This window comes from Aminobacter niigataensis, assembly GCF_014200015.1.
In the GTDB taxonomy this organism is placed as follows: domain Bacteria; phylum Pseudomonadota; class Alphaproteobacteria; order Rhizobiales; family Rhizobiaceae; genus Aminobacter; species Aminobacter niigataensis.
The window spans coordinates 137029-157961 of the sequence record NZ_JACHOT010000004.1 but is presented as its reverse complement, the minus strand read 5'-3'; the positions used below and the strand labels follow the sequence as shown (position 1 = coordinate 157961).

21 protein-coding genes are annotated in these 20933 nt (G+C 64.7%); 12 read left to right on the top strand and 9 right to left on the bottom strand.

What is annotated here, in order from left to right; translation table 11 throughout:
- Window positions 1-4: 4 nt before the first annotated feature.
- The 8 genes from accD to GGQ99_RS15920 form a co-directional block, all read right to left on the bottom strand.
- Window positions 5-928: an acetyl-CoA carboxylase, carboxyltransferase subunit beta gene (accD, locus tag GGQ99_RS15955; protein WP_183263299.1), complete on the bottom strand. Its 924-nt coding sequence runs from the start codon at window positions 926-928 to the stop codon at window positions 5-7.
- A 36-nt stretch (window positions 929-964) separates the two neighbouring features.
- Window positions 965-1804 carry a tryptophan synthase subunit alpha gene (gene trpA, locus GGQ99_RS15950; protein WP_183263298.1) on the bottom strand — a complete coding sequence of 280 codons (840 nt, stop codon included), beginning with the start codon at window positions 1802-1804 and terminating at the stop codon, window positions 965-967.
- Between the two features lie 2 nt (window positions 1805-1806).
- Window positions 1807-3027, bottom strand: a complete 1221-nt coding sequence (trpB, locus tag GGQ99_RS15945) for a tryptophan synthase subunit beta (RefSeq protein WP_183263297.1) — start codon at window positions 3025-3027, stop codon at window positions 1807-1809.
- Window positions 3028-3056: 29 nt separating this feature from the next.
- The gene (locus GGQ99_RS15940; RefSeq protein ID WP_183263296.1) at window positions 3057-3716 is read right to left on the bottom strand and encodes a phosphoribosylanthranilate isomerase; all 660 of its coding nucleotides are present in this window, start codon (window positions 3714-3716) and stop codon (window positions 3057-3059) included.
- 196 nt (window positions 3717-3912) lie between these two features.
- Entirely contained in the window at window positions 3913-4671 is a 759-nt protein-coding gene (locus tag GGQ99_RS15935; protein ID WP_108606119.1) for a M48 family metallopeptidase, read from the bottom strand.
- 92 nt (window positions 4672-4763) lie between these two features.
- A complete protein-coding gene (locus tag GGQ99_RS15930) occupies window positions 4764-5204 on the bottom strand; it encodes a DUF2852 domain-containing protein (protein ID WP_183263295.1) in 441 nt (146 codons plus the stop codon).
- A gap of 117 nt (window positions 5205-5321) precedes the next feature.
- Window positions 5322-6464, bottom strand: a complete 1143-nt coding sequence (locus GGQ99_RS15925) for a benzoate/H(+) symporter BenE family transporter (protein WP_108606117.1) — start codon at window positions 6462-6464, stop codon at window positions 5322-5324.
- Window positions 6465-6468: 4 nt separating this feature from the next.
- A complete protein-coding gene (locus GGQ99_RS15920; protein ID WP_183263294.1) occupies window positions 6469-7242 on the bottom strand; it encodes an alpha/beta hydrolase in 774 nt (257 codons plus the stop codon).
- A gap of 200 nt (window positions 7243-7442) precedes the next feature.
- Here GGQ99_RS15920 and infC point away from each other — a divergent pair, with 200 nt between their 5' ends.
- The 11 genes from infC (at window position 7443) to GGQ99_RS15865 (ending at window position 16888) form a co-directional block, all read left to right on the top strand.
- Window positions 7443-7979 (top strand): translation initiation factor IF-3, encoded by a 537-nt coding sequence (gene infC / locus GGQ99_RS15915; RefSeq protein ID WP_082496743.1) that lies wholly within the window; start codon window positions 7443-7445, stop codon window positions 7977-7979.
- Between the two features lie 203 nt (window positions 7980-8182).
- On the top strand, window positions 8183-8809 hold the full coding sequence (locus GGQ99_RS15910; RefSeq protein WP_108606115.1) for a methyltransferase family protein: 627 nt from the start codon (window positions 8183-8185) through the stop codon (window positions 8807-8809).
- A gap of 210 nt (window positions 8810-9019) precedes the next feature.
- On the top strand, window positions 9020-9223 hold the full coding sequence (gene rpmI, locus GGQ99_RS15905; RefSeq protein ID WP_055981974.1) for a 50S ribosomal protein L35: 204 nt from the start codon (window positions 9020-9022) through the stop codon (window positions 9221-9223).
- A gap of 37 nt (window positions 9224-9260) precedes the next feature.
- Complete coding sequence (rplT, locus tag GGQ99_RS15900; RefSeq protein WP_055981977.1) at window positions 9261-9662, top strand: 50S ribosomal protein L20; 402 nt, start codon at window positions 9261-9263, stop codon at window positions 9660-9662.
- A gap of 114 nt (window positions 9663-9776) precedes the next feature.
- Window positions 9777-10862 carry a phenylalanine--tRNA ligase subunit alpha gene (gene pheS, locus GGQ99_RS15895; protein ID WP_183263293.1) on the top strand — a complete coding sequence of 362 codons (1086 nt, stop codon included), beginning with the start codon at window positions 9777-9779 and terminating at the stop codon, window positions 10860-10862.
- Window positions 10859-11290 (top strand): ASCH domain-containing protein, encoded by a 432-nt coding sequence (locus GGQ99_RS15890; RefSeq protein WP_183263292.1) that lies wholly within the window; start codon window positions 10859-10861, stop codon window positions 11288-11290. Before pheS ends, GGQ99_RS15890 begins: the two co-directional genes overlap by 4 nt.
- Entirely contained in the window at window positions 11287-13692 is a 2406-nt protein-coding gene (gene pheT / locus GGQ99_RS15885) for a phenylalanine--tRNA ligase subunit beta (protein WP_183263291.1), read from the top strand. The genes GGQ99_RS15890 and pheT overlap by 4 nt, the downstream gene beginning before the upstream one ends.
- A gap of 97 nt (window positions 13693-13789) precedes the next feature.
- Entirely contained in the window at window positions 13790-14368 is a 579-nt protein-coding gene (locus GGQ99_RS15880; RefSeq protein WP_183263290.1) for a cytochrome b, read from the top strand.
- Between the two features lie 69 nt (window positions 14369-14437).
- Window positions 14438-15016, top strand: coding sequence for a YceI family protein (locus GGQ99_RS15875; protein WP_183263289.1), 579 nt, complete (start codon window positions 14438-14440; stop codon window positions 15014-15016).
- 96 nt (window positions 15017-15112) lie between these two features.
- Window positions 15113-16099, top strand: coding sequence for a Gfo/Idh/MocA family protein (locus GGQ99_RS15870; RefSeq protein ID WP_183263288.1), 987 nt, complete (start codon window positions 15113-15115; stop codon window positions 16097-16099).
- A 90-nt stretch (window positions 16100-16189) separates the two neighbouring features.
- Entirely contained in the window at window positions 16190-16888 is a 699-nt protein-coding gene (locus GGQ99_RS15865; protein WP_108606108.1) for a spermidine synthase, read from the top strand.
- Between the two features lie 747 nt (window positions 16889-17635).
- On the opposite strand, the gene GGQ99_RS15860 is transcribed toward GGQ99_RS15865, so the two are convergent.
- Entirely contained in the window at window positions 17636-18748 is a 1113-nt protein-coding gene (locus tag GGQ99_RS15860; RefSeq protein WP_183263287.1) for a zinc metalloprotease HtpX, read from the bottom strand.
- A gap of 215 nt (window positions 18749-18963) precedes the next feature.
- Here GGQ99_RS15860 and dnaK point away from each other — a divergent pair, with 215 nt between their 5' ends.
- Window positions 18964-20880, top strand: a complete 1917-nt coding sequence (dnaK, locus tag GGQ99_RS15855) for a molecular chaperone DnaK (RefSeq protein WP_108606106.1) — start codon at window positions 18964-18966, stop codon at window positions 20878-20880.
- Window positions 20881-20933: the final 53 nt, after the last annotated feature.

The following is a 20933-nucleotide window of genomic DNA, read 5'->3' as shown; positions in this document are numbered from 1 at the left end:
GTGGTCAGGCCTGCGGGCGTCGTTCCGGAACCGGCACGACAGGCGGCAGGATCTCGGCCTCGGTGGCCTTGGCCGCGACCGGCGCCTTGGTCAGGATCTTGAGCAGGCTGGCGATCGTCGACTTGAGCTCAAGCCGCGACACCACCATGTCGACCATGCCGTGGTCCATCAGGTATTCCGAGCGCTGGAAGCCTTCGGGCAGCTTCTCGCGGATCGTCTGCTCGATGACGCGCGGGCCGGCGAAGCCGATCAGCGCACCGGGTTCTGCAATGTGAACGTCGCCCAGCATCGCATAGGACGCGGTCACGCCGCCGGTCGTCGGGTTGGTCAGCACCACGATATAGGGCAGGCCAGCTTCCTTGAGCCGGTCGACCGCCACCGTCGTCCTGGGGAGCTGCATCAAGGACAAAATGCCTTCCTGCATGCGCGCGCCGCCCGAGGCGGCAAACAGGATCAGCGGGCGCTTCTTCTCCAGTGCGACCTCGAAGGCGCGGATGATCGCGTCGCCCGCCGCCATGCCGAGCGAACCGCCCATGAAGGCGAAGTCCTGCACGGTGACGACGACGGGAAGGCCCTCGATCTTGCCGGATCCCGACAGGATCGCGTCTTCCATGCCGGTCTTGGCCTTGGCATCCTTCAGGCGGTCGACATAGCGTTTCTCGTCGCGGAACTTCAGCGGGTCGGTGACGACTTTCGGATTGTCGATCGGGTCGTATCGGCCGTCGTCGAAGAAGAAGCGCAGCCGTTCCTTGGCCGAGATCTTCATGTGATGGCCCGACGACGGGATCACATACTGGTTCTCTTCAAGGTCCTTGTGGAACACCATCTCGCCGCTCTCGGGATCCTTGATCCAGAGATTGTCGGGTATTTCCCGGCGGCCCAGCATCGAGTTGATCTTGGGGCGGACGTAGTTGGTAATCCAGTTCATGACAGCGGTCCTCTTCGTCCCGGGGACATGGGGTATTTATTGGGCGGTAGCAAGGCGTGCAGCACGAATGCCCTGGGACAAGCCGTTGACCAGCGTCGCGACAGCCTCGGCCGGATCGGCGGTTTTCTCGCCCTTCGGCCCGATGACATTGGCAACCGCATTGACGATCGCGGTACCGACGACCACGCCGTCGGCCGATGCGCCGATGGTCTTCGCCTGCTCGGCGGTCTTGACGCCGAAGCCGACGCAGACCGGCAGGTCGGTATGGGCCTTGATGCGCTGCACCGCTTCGGCCACCTTGCTCGTGTCGGCCAGCGCCGAACCGGTGATGCCGGTCATCGACACGTAGTAGACGAAGCCGGACGTGTTCTCGAGCACCTTGGGCAGGCGCTTGTCGTCGGTCGTCGGGGTCGCCAGGCGGATGAAGTTGATGCCGGCCTTGAGTGCGGGGATGCACAGTTCGGCATCCATCTCCGGCGGCAGGTCGACGACGATCAGCCCGTCGATGCCGGAGGCGATTGCATCCTCGAGAAAGCGGTCGACACCGTAGATGTAGATCGGGTTGTAGTAGCCCATCATGACGATCGGCGTTTCGTTGTCGTCCTTGCGGAACTCGCGCGCCATCTGAAGCGTCTTGCCCAGCGTCTGGCCGGCCTTCAGCGCGCGCAGGCCGGCGGCCTGGATCGCCGGGCCGTCGGCCATCGGGTCGGAAAACGGCATGCCAAGCTCGATGATGTCGCTGCCGGCCTTGGGCAGCGCCCTCATGATCGACAGCGACGTCTCGTAGTCCGGGTCGCCGCCCATGAAATAGGTGACGAGTGCGGGACAGCCTTCGGCCTTGAGCTTCGCCATGCGGCGGTCGATGCGGGTCGTCATGATCAGATCTCCATGCCCAGCATTTGTGCGACCGTATGCACGTCCTTGTCGCCGCGGCCTGACAGGTTGACGATCATCACCTTGTCCTTGCCCATGGTCGGCGCGACCTTGACGGCATGCGCGATGGCATGGGCCGATTCCAGCGCCGGGATGATGCCTTCCACCTTGGTGGTGAGCTGGAACGCGTCCAGCGCCTCGTCGTCGAGGATCGGCACGTATTCGACGCGGCCGGTGTCGCGTAGCCAGCTATGTTCGGGGCCGACGCCGGGGTAGTCGAGGCCTGCCGAGATCGAATGACCGTCGAGGATCTGGCCGTCGGCGTTCTGCAACAGATAGGTGCGGTTGCCGTGCAGCACGCCGGGGCTGCCGGCATTCATCGAGGCACAGTGCTCGATGCCGTCGAGCCCGCGGCCGCCGGCTTCGATGCCGACGATCTTGACGCTGCGGTCGTCAAGGAAGGGGTGGAACAGGCCAATCGCATTCGAGCCGCCGCCGACGGCGGCCACGATCACGTCGGGCAGGCGTCCCTCCTGCTCGAGTATCTGGGCGCGCGCCTCGGTGCCGATCACCGACTGGAAGTCGCGGACCAGTTCGGGATAGGGGTGCGGGCCGGCGGCCGTGCCGATCAGGTAATAGGTGTCGTGCACGTTGGTGACCCAGTCGCGCAGCGCCTCGTTCATGGCGTCCTTGAGCGTGCCGTGCCCGGCGTTGACGGGTCGAACCTCGGCGCCGAGCAGCTTCATCCGGAAGACGTTGGGCTTCTGCCGCTCGACGTCGGTGGCGCCCATGTAGACGAAGCACGGGAAGCCGAAGCGTGCAGCGACCGTCGCCGATGCGACGCCATGCTGGCCGGCGCCGGTTTCGGCGATGATGCGGGTCTTGCCCATGCGCTTGGCAAGCAGGATCTGGCCGAGGCAATTGTTGATCTTGTGCGAGCCGGTGTGGTTGAGGTCTTCGCGCTTGAAGTAGATTTTCGCGCCGCCCAAATGCCGGGTCAGGCCTTCTGCATAATAGAGCTTGGAGGGCCGCCCGGCATAATGGGTCGACAGGTCGTTCAGCTCCGCCTTGAAGGCCGGATCGTTCTTGGCCTCGTCCCAGTGACGCTGCAGTTCGAGGATCAGCGGCATCAGCGTTTCGGCAACGAACCGTCCGCCGAAAATGCCGAACATGCCCTGCTCGTCGGGTCCGGTACGGAAAGAATTGGGCTCAGTCGGCTTGTTCACGGCCGATCTCCTTGCGGCTGGAGGCTCGATCAGGCGGCGCTGCGGTCGCTAGCTGCCCTGACGGCCCTGAAGAAATTCTCGATAAGCGCCGCATCCTTGACGCCCGGTGCGCTTTCCACGCCCGAGGAAATGTCGATGCCGGGCGGGTTTGCGAGCTTGATGGCGTCGCCGATGTTGACGGCGTTCAGCCCACCCGAAAGCATGTAATCGACGGAGGCGTCAAGGCCCGCGAGCAGCCGCCAGTCGAACGAGACGCCGTTGCCGCCGGGCAATTCGGAGCCGGCGGGCGGCTTGGCGTCGAAAAGCAGGCGGTCGGCGACACCGGCATAAGGTGCGATCGCCTCGAAATCGGCTGCCTCGCGAATGGAGAAAGCCTTCATCACGGGCAGGCCGTAGCGCGCCTTGACCTCGGCCACCCGCGCCGGGCTTTCCTTGCCGTGCAGCTGGATCATGTCGGGCGCCATGGCGGCGACGATCTCGTCGAGGAAGGCATCGTCGGCATCGACGGTCACGGCGACCGCCTTGGCCCTGCCGCGCGCTGCCTCGCGCAGCCGTCCGGCGTCTTCGGGCGACACGTTGCGCGGGCTCTTGGCGAAGAAGATGAAGCCGACATGGCTCGCGCCATTGTCGAGCGCAGTTGCCAGCGCCTCATCGGTCTTGAGGCCGCAGATTTTGATGTCGAAAGCCATGGCTGGGGAGTGGCACGAAAAGGCGGCGAAGTCGAGGAAAAGAGCGAATGCCTTACCCTCCCCCTTGTGGGGAGGGTCGGACCGCAGGTCCGGGGTGGGGGTAGTGAGGCGTACGGCCGGTTATAAGCAAGTCGTCCTTTGACCCCCACCCCGCCGCTTCGCGTCGACCCTCCCCACAAGGGGGAGGGTAAGCCGCTCATTCGAACTGTATCGCCTGCAGCGCTCCGCCATTGCGCTTGAGCCAGGCTTTGCAGCGCTCGGTGTCGGGGCAAAGCTCCTCGCACAGCTTCCAGAATTTCGGGCCGTGGTTCATTTCCCTGAGATGCGCCACTTCGTGGGCGACGAGGTAGTTGATCACCGGCGCCGGCGCCATCATGATCCGCCATGAGAACGACAGGGTTCCGTCCGAGGTGCACGAGCCCCAGCGGCTCGACGTGTCGCGGAAGCGGATCGCCTTGGCGCGGCGGCCGGCGGCCTCGCAGTGCTTTGCCACCATCGCCTCGATGTCGCGCTTGGCTTCGCGCTTGAGGAAGTCTGCGACGCGTCGCGCCAGATGCGTGCGGTCGCCATGAACGACAAGCGTCGGTCCGCTTTCGTCCTGCGACTGGCGCACCGTTCCGCGCGTTCCGCCTTCATGGACGATCAGATGCGGGGTGCCGCGGATCGGGATCTTGATGCCCGGGCGCACCTGCGGCCTGTCAGGCACCTTGGCGAGGCGCTGTTCCAACCAGCCCTGGTGGCGGTCGAGAAACCGGTCGACCTCGCCCTGGCGCAGGCCGGGCGGCACGGTGATGCGCAGGCCGCGGCCGCCGGCGTCGATGCGCAGCGTCAGCCGCCGCGCCCGGTCGTTCTCGACGATCCTGAGCGGCAGCGTGCGGCCCGCGACGACGTGATCCCGCTCCTGGACGGGAGCAGGCGCTGGCTTTGTCAGCTTGCGGAAGAAGCCAAAGGACATGGGGCGAGACTAGATGATTCGAGGGAAATCGGAGCAAAAGAAAACGGCGCCGCATGCACGGCGCCGTTGGCGTTCATCGCGTGGGTGCGGCCTCAGTCGTCAAGCAGGCCTGACTTGCCGCCCTTCTTGGGCGTGACCGTGGGTGCCGTCGGCTTGTTGCGCTTGGCCATGAAGCGGTCGAAGTCGTCCTGGTCCTTGGCCCGGCGCAGTTCGCGGGCATAGGTGTCGAACTCGTCGCGCATCTCGTCCAGCTTGCGGCGCTCTTCGTTGAGGCGCTCGAGTTCCTTCTCGCGCCAGTCGTCGAAGGCGACGTTGCCGGTCTGGGCGCTGGCCCGGTAGGAAGCCCGGCGGCAGCCGGCGAAGACGCCGTCGGTCGCACGGTTTACGTCGCGCTTGAAACCGTCAAGCCGGTCGCCCCAGATGATGTAGGCAAGCATGGCGAGGCCGAGCGGCCAGAACACCATGAAGCCGATCACCATCAATGCGATGGTCGCCGGCGTCCAGGCCGGACGGATCAGTGCAGTCGTGTTCATCTGTCTCCCGTTCCTTCTATCGGTGGCAGCCAGGTCGGCTGCTTGGAATCGAGATGGGAAGACAAAAATGGCGATTCAAGACGGTGCCGGGCAAAACCGGACAAGGCCTTGCGAATCCTAGCCCTTTTTCAAGTTTTCCAGCACCAGAACGACCAATCCGGCAACCAGTCCCCAGAAAGCCGAGCCGACACCGAGCAGCGTCAGCCCCGAGGCTGTGACGACGAAAGCCGTCGTCGCGGCCATGCGATGGTGCTCGTCCTTGAGCGCGATCGCCAGCGCATTGGCCAGCGAGGCCATCAGCGCCAGCCCCGCCACCAGCACGATCAGGCTCGGCGGCAGCACCGCGAAGATCGCCACCAGCGAGGCGCCGAAGGCGGCGAAGACGACATAGGCCAGCGCATAGTACGGTCCCGTCTTCCAGCGCTCCTTCATGTCGGGATGCACGTCCGGGCCGGTGCATATCGCCGCCGAGATTGCCGCGAGATTGGTGGTCGAGGCGCCGAACGGCGCAGACAGCACCGAGAACAGCCCGGTTACCCCGATCAGCGGGCCGGGCTCGGGGTGGTAGCCGGCGGCGCGCAGCACGGCGAGGCCGGAAAGGTTCTGCGAAGCCATGGTGACGAGGTAGAGCGGCACGGCCAGGCCGATGATGGCGGTGGCGGTGAACTCGGGCGCGATCAGCGTCAGTGTCGACAGTTCCGGTGCCGGCAGGCCGCCGACGCGGCCGGTGAGGAACGCCGCCAACCCGCCGCCGACCAGCACGACCAGAACCGACAGCGCCGGATTGTAGAGCCGGATCAGGAAAAACGCGGCAATCAGCGGCAGGATCAGCCATGGGTCGGACGGCACGGTCTTTGCCGCATTGATGGCGAAGGTCACGACGATGCCGGCCAGCATGGCAGAAGCAACTGAGGCCGGGATGCGCGAGATCAACTGCGTCAGCGGCTTGATCAGTCCGGTCAGCACCAGAAGCACGCCGGTGACGAGAAAGGCACCGACCGCCTCGCCGATGGTGAAGCCGCTGCTCGCCGCGATCAGTGCCGCGCCCGGCGTCGACCAGGCGGTGATGACAGGCATCTTCGTCCGCCACGACAGCCATGCGGTCTCCAGCGCCATGGCAAGGCAGATGGCGGTCACCCAACTCGCCGTCTGCACCTGCGTCGCGCCGACGGCGTCGGCGGCGGCGATGATGATCGCCAGCGTGCCGCCGAAGCCGACGATTGCCGCAACGAAGGCCGAGATCGGGATCGAGATGCGCATGCGCTCAGCCCACCCGGCTATTCATTTCGCTGACCGCGCGGGTCAACAGATCGAGGTCTTCGGGCCGTGACAGCCGGTGGTCGCCGTTGGGCACCAGCGACAGCGTCGCATCGTCGGCGGGCAGAAGACTCATCAGCTTCAGCGCGTGGCTGTGTGGCACGTCGGGATCGGCAAGGCCCTGAATGATGTGGACGGGGCAATGGGTGTGGATCGGTCCGGTCATGACCAGGTTTTGGCGGCCGTCCTCGATCAGGGCGCGGGTATAGATGTAGGGCTCCGGCGAATACTCCGACGGCTCCTCGAAATAGCCCTTCTCGGCGAGGTCTTTCCGCTGCGCCTCGGTCAGCGCCGGTTCGACCAGCTCTGCGGTGAAGTCGGGCGCCGGTGCCAGAAGCACGAGGCCGGCGACGCGGTCGCCCTCGCCTGCCTTGTTGAGTTCGTCGTTCATCCTGAGCGCAATCCAGGCGCCCATCGACGAGCCGACCAGCACCTGCGGCCCCTTCGTGAATTGGCGGAATACCGCCAGGCTCTCGGCCAGCCATTTCGAGATCGTGCCGTCGGCAAAGGCGCCGCCGCTTTCGCCGTGGCCGGAATAGTCGTGGCGCAGGAAGGAGCGCCCCTCGCCTGCGGCCCAGGTGGCCAGCGTCTCCGCCTTGGTTCCCAGCATGTCCGATTTGTAGCCGCCGAGCCAGACAACGCCGGGTGCTGCGCCGTCCTGATACCTTACGGCGATGCGGGTGTTGTCGACCTCGATGAAGTCCGGTGTGCTGGCAGTCATGTCAAATCCCCTCGGCACGGACTTGTGGCACAGCCGGCCCGATGCGGAAAGTGCCGCAAGAATCGTTCTTTTGGGGCAGTTCGCATGTGCGGAAGCAGGTGATTTGTTGCGAGTGCTGTGTTATTGACTTCGCCCGCGCGCTCCCCACATTGGCGCGTCCGCAAACATGACAACGTCAATGGCTCGAGGAGACAACGACCATTCGCAGACCTTTTAAAGCAGCCGCACCCACCAAGGACGGCCCGCGCGCTAACCGTGACATCCGGGTTCCCCGGGTCCAGTTGATCGACGTCGACGGTTCCAACCGTGGCGATGTTTCCATCAACGACGCACTCCTGGCCGCCGAAGAGGCAGGCCTCGATCTCGTAGAAATTTCCCCCAACGCCCAGCCGCCCGTCGTCAAGATTCTTGACCTCGGCAAGCTGAAATACGCCAACCAGAAGAAGGCGGCCGAGGCGCGCAAGAACCAGAAGGTCATCGAGATCAAAGAGATCAAGATGCGCCCGAACATCGACGACCACGACTACGAGACCAAGATGAAGGCGGTTCGCCGCTTCTTCGAGGAAGGCGACAAGGTCAAGCTGACGCTCAGGTTCCGTGGCCGCGAGATGGCGCATATGGAACTCGGCATGCAGCTCCTCAACAAGGTCCGTGAGGAAACTGCCGCCATCGCCAAGGTTGAGGCCGAGCCCAAGCTCGAAGGCCGCCAGATGATGATGGTGCTCGCGCCGCGCTGACGCCTGGTGCGAGAGCCGCCCGAAAATCGACATAGATTTTCGGGGTTCTCGGCGCGACTGACACTGCCGGAGCGTTTTTGCGCGTCCGAAAGGACGCGCAGCGCTCCGCGGCTTCCGGCAGCCCTGCCGGAACGAGGCCATTTCTCCTGCAAGGCGCCGAGCGACAAACTCGCCACAAGCGAGCGGCTGGCGAGTGGAAAGCAATGAGCGAGCCGGAATACAAGGGCCTGGGCAGCTACCAGCACAGGCGCCGCATCGTGCTTGCCGCGTTGATCGTGGCGCTGTTCGCAGCGTTGCTGTTCGGCCAGTCCTCCTTCCCGCCCGACACGACGATCCATGAAGTCGTCGAAATGGCCGGCATCCTGATGATCTTCCTCGGCATCGTCGGCAGGCTCTGGTGCACGCTCTACATCGGGGGGCGCAAGTCGGGCGAGATCGTTACCGGCGGACCTTATTCGATGACCCGCAATCCGCTCTATGTCTTCTCGACGCTGGCTGCCGCCGGCGTCGGCGCGCAGATGGGCTCGATCGTCGTCAGCATCGGCTTTGCGCTCATGTGTGCCCTTGCCTTCCACGTCGTCATCCTGCGCGAGGAAAAGCACCTCGGACACCTCTTCGGCCCCGAATACGCTGCCTATGTCGCCCGGGTTCCGCGTTTCGTTCCCGACATCTCCCTTTACAAGGAGGGCGACACCGGCCGCTTCAAGCCGAAGCTGTTGCTGAACACGTTGCTTGACGGTCTCGTCTTTCTGGTGGCCCTTCCTGTGTTCGAGCTGATCGACCACGCCCAGGTCACCGGCGCTCTGCCGGTGCTGTTCCGCCTCCCCTGAGGCCGCGGGTTCATTGCTCTTGCGCCCCTTTCAGGGTGTTGCACTGCGCCAAACTTCCGCGTATATAGCCGCGTCCCAGAACCGCCCGGCAGGGCATGCCGTGGCGGTTTCATTTGCTTTTCGGGCTTTGGTCGGCCTGAAAACAACAACATGAAGGGATTTCGACAGCGCTTTCGGGTGCAACGGGATCCTGAAGAACGGAGTAGCAAAATGCCCAAGATGAAGACCAAATCCGCTGCCAAGAAGCGGTTCAAGATCACCGCGACCGGCAAGGTCCTGGCGGCTGCCGCCGGCAAGCGCCATGGCATGATCAAGCGTTCCAACAAGTTCATTCGCGATGCCCGTGGCACGATGGTTCTGGCTGAACCGGACGGCAAGAAGGTCATCAAGAATTTTCTGCCGAACGGCCTCTGAGCACTCGGCCTGGATAGCGTTTTAAGGAGATCATGACATGGCACGTGTAAAAAGGGGCGTAACCGCCCACGCCAAGCACAAGAAGGTTCTGCAGGCTGCCAAGGGCTTCTACGGCCGCCGCAAGAACACCATCCGCATTGCCAAGCAGGCAGTGGAAAAGTCGAAGCAGTACGCTTACCGCGACCGTAAGAACCGCAAGCGCAACTTCCGCGCCCTGTGGGTCCAGCGCATCAACGCCGCGGTTCGCGAGCACGGCCTGACTTACGGCCGCTTCATTGACGGCCTGAACAAGGCCAACATCGAGATCGATCGTAAGATCCTCTCCGACATGGCCATCCATGAGCCGCAGGCATTCGCCGCGCTCGTGGCCAAGGCCAAGGTTGCTCTTGAGTACCTCAAGAACACCACCCCGAATGCTTTTGAAAGCGCTGTTGCTTAACCAGCGCCTTCCCAAGCATCACAGACTTGATTTGGGAAACCCGCGCTGGCACGGCTGGCGCGGGTTTTTCTTTGCAGCAACGAAGGGCCGCTAGGGCCGCAACGGAACTGGACCATGAGCGATCTTGAAACTCTCGAACAGTCGCTGCTGAGCGACATCGCTTCCGCCGTCGACGAGCAGGCGATCGAGGCGGTGCGCGTCGCAGCCCTCGGCAAGAAGGGCTCGGTCTCGGAGATGCTGAAGACCCTCGGCGCGATGAGCCCCGAAGAGCGCCAGACCAAGGGCCCGGCGATCAACGGCCTCAAGAACCGCGTCACCGATGCGCTGTCCGCCCGCAAGAGCGAGCTGCGCGACGTTGCCATCAATGCACGCCTGATCGCCGAAAAGGTCGACGTCACCTTGCCGGTGCGCCAGTCGCCAGCCGAGCGCGGCCGTATCCACCCGATCAGCCAGGTCATTGACGAGATCGCGGCGATCTTCGGCGATCTCGGCTTCGCCATCGCCGAAGGTCCCGATGTCGAGACCGACCACTACAATTTCACCGCGCTGAACTTCCCCGAGGGGCATCCGGCGCGCGAGATGCACGACACCTTCTTCTTCCCGCCCGACCAGAATGGCGAGCGCAAGCTTCTGCGCACCCACACGTCGCCGGTGCAGATCCGCACCATGGAGACGCAGAAGCCGCCGATCCGCATCGTCATTCCGGGCAAGACCTATCGCCAGGATTCCGACGCCACCCACTCGCCGATGTTCCATCAGGTCGAGGGCCTGGTGATCGACAAGACCGCCAACATCGCCAACATGAAGTGGGTGCTGGAGGAGTTCTGCAAGGCGTTCTTCGAGGTGCCTAGCGTCAAGATGCGCTTCCGCCCGTCCTTCTTCCCGTTCACCGAGCCGAGCCTCGAGGTCGACATCCAGTGCGACCGCTCGCGTCCCGGCGAAGTGCGCTTCGGCGAGGGCAACGACTGGATGGAGATCCTCGGCTGCGGCATGGTCCATCCGAACGTGCTGCGCCATGGCGGCCTCGATCCCGACGAATACCAGGGCTTCGCCTGGGGCATGGGCATCGATCGCATCGCCATGCTGAAATACGGCATGCCCGACCTGCGCGCCTTCTTCGACGCCGATGTCCGCTGGCTCCAGCATTACGGCTTCCGCCCGCTCGACATGCCGACCTTGTTCGGTGGCCTGAGCGCATGATCGACGCCGCCGACCGATATGCCGGTGCGGTGACCTTCGCTTTCGGCGACAGTCCCGAACTGGCTGACGAGTTGCTGGCGCTGGTGCTGTCGGGCCGCAAGACCGCGACCTGCGGTGCCTTGCGCGATTTTGGCGGCGCCGAGCCGGTGCCCGAGGTTGGCCGCAGGGATGTCGTGCTCGATAGCCAGGGCCGGCGCGCTGCGGTCATCGAGACGGTATCGGTCGAGCACAAGCGCTTCGACGAGGTCGATGCCGCCTTTGCCGCCGCGGAAGGCGAGGGCGACCTGTCCTACGACTATTGGCGAGAGGCCCACGAGGCCTATTTCGCCCGCAACGGCGGTTATGCGCCTGACATGATTTTGGTTTGTGAGCGGTTCCGCGTGGTGGAAGTGCTCGACCGCAACGACACGAAACGAGTGAACCCATGAAATTCACCCTCTCCTGGCTCAAGGATCATCTCGACACCGACGCCACGCTTGACCAGATCGTCGAGCGGCTGACCTCGATCGGCCTCGAAGTCGAATCCGTCGACGACAAGGCGGCCCTCAAGCCCTTCGTCATCGCCAAGGTGCTGACGGCCGAGCGTCATCCTGACGCCGACAAGCTGCAAGTGCTGACCGTCGACACCGGCGACGGCAAGCCGGTCCAGGTCGTCTGCGGCGCGCCCAATGCGCGCGCCGGCCTGGTCGGTGCCTTCGCCGCTCCGGGTGCATACGTTCCCGGCATCGACGTCACGCTGTCGGTCGGCAAGATCCGCGGTGTCGAAAGCCACGGCATGATGTGCTCCGAGCGCGAGCTGCAGCTGTCGGACGAGCACAACGGCATCATCGACCTGCCGGCCGATGCGCCTGTCGGCACGTCCTTCGCCGCCTATGCTCATCTCGACGACCCGATGATCGAGATCAACCTGACGCCCAACCGCCCCGACGCCACCAGCGTCCACGGCATCGCGCGCGACCTCGCGGCGTCCGGCCTCGGCACGCTCAAGGGCGACGCTGTCACGCCGGTCGCCGGCGAAGGCGATTGCCCGGTCAAGGTCTCGATCGAGGCGCCGGAGCTCTGCCCGGGCTTCGCGCTGCGCCTTGTGCGCGGCGTCAAGAACGGCCCCTCGCCAAAGTGGATGCAGCAGCGCCTGCTCGCCATCGGCCTGCGCCCCATCAACGCGCTGGTCGACATCACCAACTACGTCACCTTCGACCGCGGCCGGCCGCTGCACGTCTTCGACGCCAGGAAGGTCGCCGGCAATCTGGTTGTCCGCCGTGGCCGCGAGGGCGACAAGGTCATGGCGCTCGACGGCCGCGAATATGCCCCGACCACCGAGATGTGTGTCATCGCTGACGACAACGGCGTCGAGTCGATTGCCGGTATCATGGGCGGCGAGCATTCCGGCTGCGATGAGAACACCACCGACGTGCTGATCGAATCGGCGCTTTGGGACCCGATCACCACGGCCCGCACCGGCCGCACGCTCGGCATCATCACCGATGCGCGCTACCGCTTCGAGCGTGGCGTCGACCCTGAATTCATGGTTCCCGGCGTCGAGCTGGCGACGAAGCTGGTGCTGGAGCTCTGCGGCGGCCAGCCGACGAAGACCGATGTTGTCGGCTATGCCGGCCACAAGGCCAAGGTCGTTTCCTTGCCGCTTTCGGAGATCAAGCGCCTGACCGGCATCGAGGTGGCGAAGGCCGAAAGCCTCGACATCCTCACCCGCCTCGGCTTCGGCGTGAACGGCAGCAGCGACGTCGTCGATGTCACCGTGCCGTCCTGGCGCCCCGATGTCGACGGCAAGGCCGACCTCGTCGAAGAGGTCATGCGCATCCACGGCGTCGACAACATCGCGCCGCAGCCGCTGGGCGCCCATGACGCCGTCAACGGCAAGATCCTGACCACGCTGCAGATACGCACCCGCTCGGCGCGGCGCGCGCTTGCCGTGCGTGGCATGATGGAGGCCGTCACCTGGTCGTTCATCCCGGCGAAGCACGCCGAGCTGTTCGGCGGCGGCCAGCCCAGCCTCAAGCTGTCGAACCCGATTGCAGCGGACATGTCCGACATGCGGCCTTCGCTGCTGCCGGGCCTGATCGCTGCCGCCCAGCGTAATGCCGACCGCGGCGTCGGCGACGTCGCGCTGTTCGAAGTCTCGGGCACCTATGAGAGCGACACGGCCGAGGGCCAGCGTCGCGTCGCCGCCGGCGTCCGCCGCGGCACCGCCAAGCTCGAGGGTTCGGGCCGTAGCTGGTCGGGCAATGCGGGCAATGTCGGCGTCTTCGACGCCAAGGCCGATGCCATCGCCGCACTCGAAGCCTGCGGCGCGCCCGTCGACCGGCTGCAGATCGAAACCGGCTCGCCTGAGTGGTACCATCCTGGCCGTTCCGGCGTCATCAAGCTCGGCCCCAAGGTCGTGCTCGGCACCTTCGGCGAGTTCCATCCGAGGACGCTCGAAGGCCTCGACGTGTCGGGCCCGCTCTGCGGCTTCGAGGTCTACGTCGACGCCGTGCCCGAGCCCAAGGCCAAGCCGACCAAGACCAAGCCGAGGCTCGATCTGTCGGCCTTCCAGGCGGTCAAGCGCGACTTCGCCTTTGTCGTCGACAAGGCCGTCGAGGCCGGCACCCTGACCCGCGCGGCACTCGCTGCCGACAAGAAGCTGATCACTGCTGTGTCGGTGTTCGACATCTTCGAAGGCGCGTCGCTCGGCGAAGGCAAGAAGTCGGTCGCCATCGAGGTGTCGATCCAGCCGGTCGAAAAGACGCTGACCGACCAGGATTTCGAGGCGCTCGCGGCCCGTATCGTCGAGAACGTCAAGAAGCAGACCGGCGGCGCGCTGCGCAGCTGACCTCCGGGTAGCCAAATACGAACAAAAGGCCGGGCCTGGCGCCCGGCCTTGCTCGTTGCCGGGAAACATTCGCCCTTCCCGCACGTTGAAGCCAGCGATGCTGCGCAACACGACAACCCGCTACGGCTGGGCCGCCATCATCCTTCATTGGCTGATCGGGCTGATCTTCATCGGCCAGTTCGCGCTGGGCTGGACGATGGTCCGCATTGCCAGCCAGCGCACCGCCTTTGAGCTGATCCAGCTGCACAAATCCTTTGGCTTCCTGCTGCTCGGGCTGGTGCTCATCCGCATCGGCTGGCGGTTCGCCAATCTGAGTCCGGAACTGCCCGAAGAGGTCGGGCCGATGGAGCGGCTGGCGGCTCCCTCGGTGCACTTCCTGCTCTATGCGGCGCAGCTTGTGGTGCCGTTGTCGGGTTGGGTGCTGGTTTCCGTCTCGGTGCTCGAAATCCCATCCGTTCCGTTCAATCTCTTCGTCATGCCGCATCTGCCGCTCGGCGTCTCCGAGCAGGCTGAGGACTTCTGGATCTTCGGCCACAAATGGCTCGCCTATGCCGGTATCGCTTTGGTCGTGTTGCACATTCTCGCGGCGCTGAGACACCATTTCTGGCTGCGCGATGTCGTGTTGGTCAGGATGATTTCGCCCCTTATCGCAAGACGGGCGCGAAAGCCGGAATAGCAGCCGAGGCCGATTCGTTGGTCTCGGTGCGCGGCTCATATGGGCCGTGCCCTCAGGGAGTATGGTGACATGTCTTTGCGTGTTCTTGGCGTAGCAGCCCTCGTTGCCTTCGGCCTGGTCGACAGCACCGCCTCGGCGGTGGCGCTGTCGGATGCCGCCGGCCGGTATGCCATTTCCAACAACGGTTCGAGCATCCGCTTTGCCATCGGCAAGATCGGCGGTGGCGGGCTGAACGGCGCCTTTGGCCAGTTCAAGGGCACGATCCGCATCGATGGCGGCGATATCGGCCGTTCACGCGTCGACCTGACCATCTTCCCCGACAGCGTCGGCACCGGCCAGGGCCGCATCGATGCCTTCCTGAAGTCGGACGCTGTCTTCGACGTCGCCAATTCGCGCCAGATCATCTTCCGCTCGACGTCGGTGCAGCGCACCGGCGACAATTCGGCCGTCATCACCGGACAACTGACGGCGCGCGGCCACACCTTCTCCGAAAAGTTCGCCGTCGAGCTGCAGGGCATGAAGGGTGGGCAGATCCGCTTCCATGTCAGCGGCAAGGTGTTCCGGTCGCGCTACCAGATGGATGTCGGCACGCCGATCTATTCCAACATCGTCGCCTTCGACATGGAGTTCAGCGGCCGCCGCGGCTGAGCGCCGTCGCCTGAAACCTCTGGCATTTCGCTGCTGCTTCCGCCAAGCTCGGCCACGCGGCCGGGCTGGCGCGCAGTCCATTTCGGGAGAGGTCAGATGTTTCGCTGGGGCGTACTTTCGACAGCCAAGATCGGCCGCGAGCAGCTGCTGCCGGCGATCGCCGATTCCACCAACGGCGTGGTCGCTGCGATCGCCAGCCGTGATGTCGCCAAGGCCCGCGCGCTGGCCGACCGTTTCGGCGCACCCTATGCCTTCGGCTCCTATGACGAGCTGCTCGCTTCGGACGCAGTCGACGGCGTCTACATTCCGCTGCCGACCTCTCAGCATCTCGAATGGGCGGCGAAGGCCGCCGAGGCCGGCAAGCATGTGCTGGTCGAAAAGCCGCTGGCGCTGAACGCGGCCGACATCGCGCCGCTGATCGAGATCCGCAAGCGCAACAAGGTCATCGTCTCCGAAGCCTTCATGGTCACCTACCATCCGCAATGGCTCAAGGTGCGCGACCTGATCGCGTCGGGCGCCATCGGCAAGCTCAGGCATGTCCAGGGCGCGTTTTCCTATTTCAACGTCGACCCCAACAACATGCGCAACCAGCTCGACCTTGGCGGCGGCGCCTTGCCCGACATCGGGGTCTATCCGACCGTGTCGACGCGGTTTTCGACCGGCAAGGAGCCGCTGCGCGTCCAGGCCAGCATCGAGCGCGACCCGAAATTCGGCACCGACATCTATTCCAGCGTACGCGCCGACTTCGGCGGGTTCGAGCTGTCCTTCTACCTCTCGACCCAGCTTGCCAACCGCCAGCTGATGGTCTTCCACGGCGACAAGGGCTTCATCGAGGTGCGCTCCCCCTTCAATGCCGGGCTTTACGAGCAGGAGCGCGTCGAGCTGCACAATGCCGGCCACAATGAAACGACGGTGTTCCATTTCTCCGGCGCCAAGCAGTACCGGCTCGAGGTCGAGGCCTTCGTGCGCGCAGCACAAGGCGGTTCCGACCATGTCTTTTCGCTGGAGGAGTCGGTGCTCAACCAGAAGGTCATCGACGCCATCTTCCGCGCCGGCGAGCATGACGGCTGGGAGGCTGTGTAGTCACCGGATCCGGTATGCTTGTCGAGATGTGACCAAGGGCGGGCCGTGTGCTAGGGAGCACGGCATGACCTGTTCGACGAGCTTGGTGCGATGATTCCCTGGACCGTACTCGATACCGCGAAGATTCCCGGTGGTGGCGAACTGCGCCTCAAGCAGCGCGGCACCGAGTTCTCGATCATGCTCGGTACCAACGAGCTGATGAACAGCCGCCTGAGCGGCTCCGAGGAAGCGCTGGCGAAACTGGCCTGCGACCGCATCGGCGGCCGTTCGAAGCCGACGATCCTGATCGGCGGGCTCGGCATGGGCTTCACCCTGCGCGCCGCGCTCGCCTTGCTCGGCAGGGACGCCCGCATCGTCGTCGCCGAACTGGTGCCCGAGGTGATCGCCTGGGCGCGCGGGCCGATGGCCGAGGTATTCGGCGGCTGCCTCGACGACCCGCGCGTCGAGATCCTGGAGGGCGATGTCGGTCGCCTGATCCGCGATGGCGCCGGTGCGTATGATGCCATCCTGCTCGATGTCGACAACGGCCCCGAAGGCCTGTCGCGCGACGCCAATGACAGCCTCTACAACTATGCCGGCCTGCATGCGGCGAAGACCGCGCTGAAGCCGGGCGGCGTGCTGACGGTCTGGTCGCAAGGGCCGGACAAGTCGTTTTCGCGGCGCTTGCACGAGAGCGGTTTCGTCGTCGACGAGGTCAAGGTCCGGGCCAGCACCAGGGGCGGCGGGGCCCGCCATGTCGTCTGGGTCGCCGCCAGTGGCGGAGTGCCCAAGGCGAAGGGCCGGAGGTAGGGCGCTCTTCCCTTCTCCCTTGTGGGAGAAGGTGCCCGAAGGGGCGGATGAGGGGTGCTGGACGGAGTGCCACACTTCCGAACCTCCCGACGACATCCATTTCTCCACCCTCTCACTCCTTCCAACACCCCTCATCCGACCTCGCTTCGCTCGGCTGCCACCCGGCCCTCCGCTATGGCTCCGGGCGTTCGTCGTTGGAAAAGCCAAATCGTTGGCTTTTCCTGGCCTTCGGCCACCACTCCTCACCCCACAAGGGGAGAAGGCAAGTGCTCGCCTTGCCACGCTCGCTTTCGCGCCTGACCATTGTCAAAGAGCGCTCCCTTGCCGGGAGGTAGTTCGGGAAGCGGGGCGCGAGGCCGTGCCTTCCGATAATTAGTATGTGGCGCGACGTTCGCGCCCCGCCCGGTTGCTTGCCCCGCTCAGTCGCCTCGGCTTTCACCGCCAGCCGCCGCAAGGCCCGGGCTTGGGGGCTCATCACCCAGCAGGAGAACCGACCTCCTGCCAGCCCGGCACCGGCGCTTCCTCCCGCTGCCCGGTGCGCACCGGGGTCCCGTGGAAGATCGCAAGGTGAATGATACGGGAGGTGGAGAGGGGGTGGAAAAACGGGGACGGTCTATCCACGCGGGCTGCTGACAGATGGTGACAGCCAATCGCGACTGAGGAGATGTTGCAAGACTTCCCGCGTGGCGATTAATGTTCAAAAAACGCAAAAACGGTGGAACTCTCTCCCCGCCCCCGGCACCAAAATCACCACCACACCCCGCCTCGCGTCACCCGGATGCGCGGGCGCCCGCCATCGGGCGGGTTGATCGATATGTCGCTGGCCGGCCGGGTGTCGTCGGCGAAGTCGCTGTTGGCCGCGTTGATGAAGCCGCGGGCGCCGCCCGGCAGGTAAGTGCCGGGATGCGCACGGATCTTCGGGATCATCGAGGGCCGTGGCGCGCGCGGCAGGTCCGGTGCGCCGGCGACGGCAAGTTCATCGGCGACCTCCGCTCCCTTCAGCGCCCGCAGCCGGGCGACGCGGTCGGCGGTCAGTGGGTGGCTGCGCAGAACCGAAGGGTCGGGAATGCGGCCGCTGGGCAGGATGATGTTTTCCCACAGCTTGCCTTGCGCGCGTTCGAGCTTGGTCAGCGCCGAGGCCAGCCCATCGGGATCGCCGGTCAAAACCGCGGCGCCAAGGTCGGCATCGAATTCGCGGGTGCGCGACAGCGCCATCTGCAGCAGGCCGCCGACGGTGGGGGCTGCCAGCAGCACCAGCACCGCCAGCCACGGCACCTGGGCGCGGAATCCGCCGGCAAAGCCGAACAGGTTGAAGAACAGCGAAAACAGGCCGACCGTCGACATGAACGAGGTGAAGCGCGACACCATGTCGGCGAAGGCCATGACCTTCACGTCTTCATGGGCGATGTGGCTGATTTCGTGGGCCAGGACGCCGGCCAGCTCGCGCGGGGTGAGGTTGCGGGCGAGCGCGTCGGTGACGGCGATGGCCGCATCGTCGCGGCGGCCGACGGCAAACGCGTTCATCATCTTGGACGGGATGACGTAGAGCTTGGGGACTGCCGGTAGCTCGGCCCGTCGGGCGAGCTCCTCGACGATGCGGAAGCCGGCGGGAAAGTCGGCGGCGCCGACCTGACGCGCCTTGTACATCGACAGCACCATTTGCGGGCTGATGCGCCGCACCGCCCACATCGAGACGGCACCGAAGATCAGCGCATAAAGCAGGCCGGTGCTGCCGGCGAAGGCCCATGCCGTGATGCCGAGCAGCAGCAGGCTGCCGGCCCCGAGCAGCCAGGTTTGCAGCATATTCAGCGTGCGGTTGCGCCGATGCTCGAATAGGTTGATGGAATGCGGTTCGCTCATGCCCCAAATATGAGCTTGCCACAGGCTTTTGCCGAGTCCCGGCGCATGAAATTTGCAGAACGCTTGCGCTGCCAGAAGCCTGTTCTTATATACGCCGCAACACCGCTTCGGCCCGGAAAACCGGTATCCGGAGCGGCATTCTGAGTGAACAGGGGCTTTCGTCGGAACGCCTTTATGGGTCCAGAGAGCCTGCTTAGCGGAGAGAAGACTTTAAAATGGCAAAAGTTATCGGCATCGACCTGGGAACGACCAATTCCTGCGTCGCCGTCATGGACGGCAAGGACGCGAAAGTCATCGAGAACGCGGAAGGCGCGCGCACGACCCCTTCCATCGTCGCCTTCAGCGGTGACGGCGAGCGTCTCGTCGGCCAGCCGGCGAAGCGCCAGGCGGTCACCAATCCTGAAAACACCGTCTTTGCGGTCAAGCGCCTGATCGGCCGCCGCTATGACGATCCGGTCACTGCGAAGGACAAGAAGCTTGTCCCCTACGAGATCGTCAATGGCGACAATGGCGACGCCTGGGTCGAGGCCGGCGGCAAGAAGCAGTCGCCCAGCCAGATCTCGGCAATGATCCTGCAGAAGATGAAGGAAACGGCGGAAGCCTATCTCGGCGAGAAGGTCGAAAAGGCCGTCATCACCGTTCCGGCCTATTTCAACGACGCCCAGCGCCAGGCCACCAAAGACGCCGGCAAGATCGCCGGCCTCGAAGTGCTACGCATCATCAACGAGCCGACCGCGGCCGCACTGGCCTATGGCCTCGACAAGACCGAAGGCAAGACCATTGCGGTCTATGACCTTGGCGGCGGCACCTTCGATATCTCGGTTCTCGAAATCGGCGACGGCGTGTTCGAGGTCAAGTCGACCAACGGCGACACCTTCCTCGGCGGCGAAGACTTCGACATGCGCCTGGTCGAGTACCTGGCGGCCGAGTTCAAGAAGGAACAGGGCATCGACCTGAAGAACGACAAGCTGGCCCTGCAGCGCCTCAAGGAAGCTGCCGAAAAGGCCAAGATCGAGCTTTCGTCGACGACCCAGACCGAAATCAACCTGCCCTTCATCACCGCTGACGCGACCGGTCCCAAGCATCTGACGCTGAAGCTGTCGCGCGCCAAGTTCGAGCAGCTGGTCGACGACCTCGTCCAGCGCACGATCGAGCCGTGCAAGGCTGCGCTCAAGGATGCCGGCCTCAAGGCTGGCGAGATCGACGAAGTGGTCCTGGTCGGCGGCATGACCCGCATGCCCAAGATCCAGGAGATCGTGAAGCAGTTCTTCGGCAAGGAGCCGCACAAGGGCGTCAACCCCGATGAGGTGGTTGCTCTTGGTGCCGCCATCCAGGCCGGCGTGCTGCAGGGCGACGTCAAGGACGTGCTGCTGCTCGACGTGACCCCGCTGTCGCTCGGCATCGAGACGCTGGGTGGCGTGTTCACCCGCCTGATCGAGCGCAACACCACGATCCCGACCAAGAAGAGCCAGGTCTTCTCGACGGCTGAGGATTCTCAGTCGGCGGTGACCATCCGCGTCTTCCAGGGCGAGCGTGAAATGGCGCAGGACAACAAGATGCTCGGCCAGTTCGACCTCGTTGGCATTCCGCCCGCACCGCGCGGCGTGCCGCAGATCGAAGTGACCTTCGACATCGACGCCAACGGCATCGTCAACGTCTCGGCCAAGGACAAGGGCACCGGCAAGGAACACCAGATCCGCATCCAGGCATCTGGCGGCCTGTCGGACGCCGACATCGACAAGATGGTCAAGGACGCCGAGGTGAATGCCGACGCCGACAAGAAGCGCCGTGCGCTGGTCGAGGCACGCAACCAGGCCGAAAGCCTGCTGAACAGCAGCGAAAAGTCGCTCAAGGACTATGGCGACAAGGTCACCGAGGCCGACCGCACCGCGATTTCCGATGCGATCACGGCCCTCAGGACCGCCACCGAAAGCGACGACGTCGAGGCGATCAATGCCAAGTCGCAGACGCTTGCCGAAGCTTCGATGAAGCTCGGCCAGGCGATGTACGAGGCGTCGCAGAAGGAAGCGGCTGAATCCGATGCCGCGGCTGACGCGGCCAAGGACAGCGACGTCGTCGACGCCGATTTCGAGGAAATCGACGACAACGACGATAAGAAGAAGTCGGCTTAAGTGCCCATTTCGAGGCTCTGACAAGAAAGCCCGGCGGTTTGGCCGGGCTTTTT

What these genes read in the sequence shown, in the direction of transcription:
- accD (WP_183263299.1), bottom strand. Translation starts at nt 928, where the DNA reads ATGAACTGGATTACCAACTACGTCCGCCCCAAGATCAACTCGATGCTG.
- trpA (WP_183263298.1), bottom strand. Translation starts at nt 1,804, where the DNA reads ATGACGACCCGCATCGACCGCCGCATGGCGAAGCTCAAGGCCGAAGGC.
- GGQ99_RS15940 (WP_183263296.1), bottom strand. Translation starts at nt 3,716, where the DNA reads ATGGCTTTCGACATCAAAATCTGCGGCCTCAAGACCGATGAGGCGCTG.
- GGQ99_RS15935 (WP_108606119.1), bottom strand. Translation starts at nt 4,671, where the DNA reads ATGTCCTTTGGCTTCTTCCGCAAGCTGACAAAGCCAGCGCCTGCTCCC.
- GGQ99_RS15930 (WP_183263295.1), bottom strand. Translation starts at nt 5,204, where the DNA reads ATGAACACGACTGCACTGATCCGTCCGGCCTGGACGCCGGCGACCATC.
- GGQ99_RS15925 (WP_108606117.1), bottom strand. Translation starts at nt 6,464, where the DNA reads ATGCGCATCTCGATCCCGATCTCGGCCTTCGTTGCGGCAATCGTCGGC.
- GGQ99_RS15920 (WP_183263294.1), bottom strand. Translation starts at nt 7,242, where the DNA reads ATGACTGCCAGCACACCGGACTTCATCGAGGTCGACAACACCCGCATC.
- GGQ99_RS15910 (WP_108606115.1), top strand. Translation starts at nt 8,183, where the DNA reads ATGAGCGAGCCGGAATACAAGGGCCTGGGCAGCTACCAGCACAGGCGC.
- rpmI (WP_055981974.1), top strand. Translation starts at nt 9,020, where the DNA reads ATGCCCAAGATGAAGACCAAATCCGCTGCCAAGAAGCGGTTCAAGATC.
- rplT (WP_055981977.1), top strand. Translation starts at nt 9,261, where the DNA reads ATGGCACGTGTAAAAAGGGGCGTAACCGCCCACGCCAAGCACAAGAAG.
- pheS (WP_183263293.1), top strand. Translation starts at nt 9,777, where the DNA reads ATGAGCGATCTTGAAACTCTCGAACAGTCGCTGCTGAGCGACATCGCT.
- GGQ99_RS15890 (WP_183263292.1), top strand. Translation starts at nt 10,859, where the DNA reads ATGATCGACGCCGCCGACCGATATGCCGGTGCGGTGACCTTCGCTTTC.
- pheT (WP_183263291.1), top strand. Translation starts at nt 11,287, where the DNA reads ATGAAATTCACCCTCTCCTGGCTCAAGGATCATCTCGACACCGACGCC.
- GGQ99_RS15880 (WP_183263290.1), top strand. Translation starts at nt 13,790, where the DNA reads ATGCTGCGCAACACGACAACCCGCTACGGCTGGGCCGCCATCATCCTT.
- GGQ99_RS15875 (WP_183263289.1), top strand. Translation starts at nt 14,438, where the DNA reads ATGTCTTTGCGTGTTCTTGGCGTAGCAGCCCTCGTTGCCTTCGGCCTG.
- GGQ99_RS15870 (WP_183263288.1), top strand. Translation starts at nt 15,113, where the DNA reads ATGTTTCGCTGGGGCGTACTTTCGACAGCCAAGATCGGCCGCGAGCAG.
- GGQ99_RS15865 (WP_108606108.1), top strand. Translation starts at nt 16,190, where the DNA reads ATGATTCCCTGGACCGTACTCGATACCGCGAAGATTCCCGGTGGTGGC.
- GGQ99_RS15860 (WP_183263287.1), bottom strand. Translation starts at nt 18,748, where the DNA reads ATGAGCGAACCGCATTCCATCAACCTATTCGAGCATCGGCGCAACCGC.
- dnaK (WP_108606106.1), top strand. Translation starts at nt 18,964, where the DNA reads ATGGCAAAAGTTATCGGCATCGACCTGGGAACGACCAATTCCTGCGTC.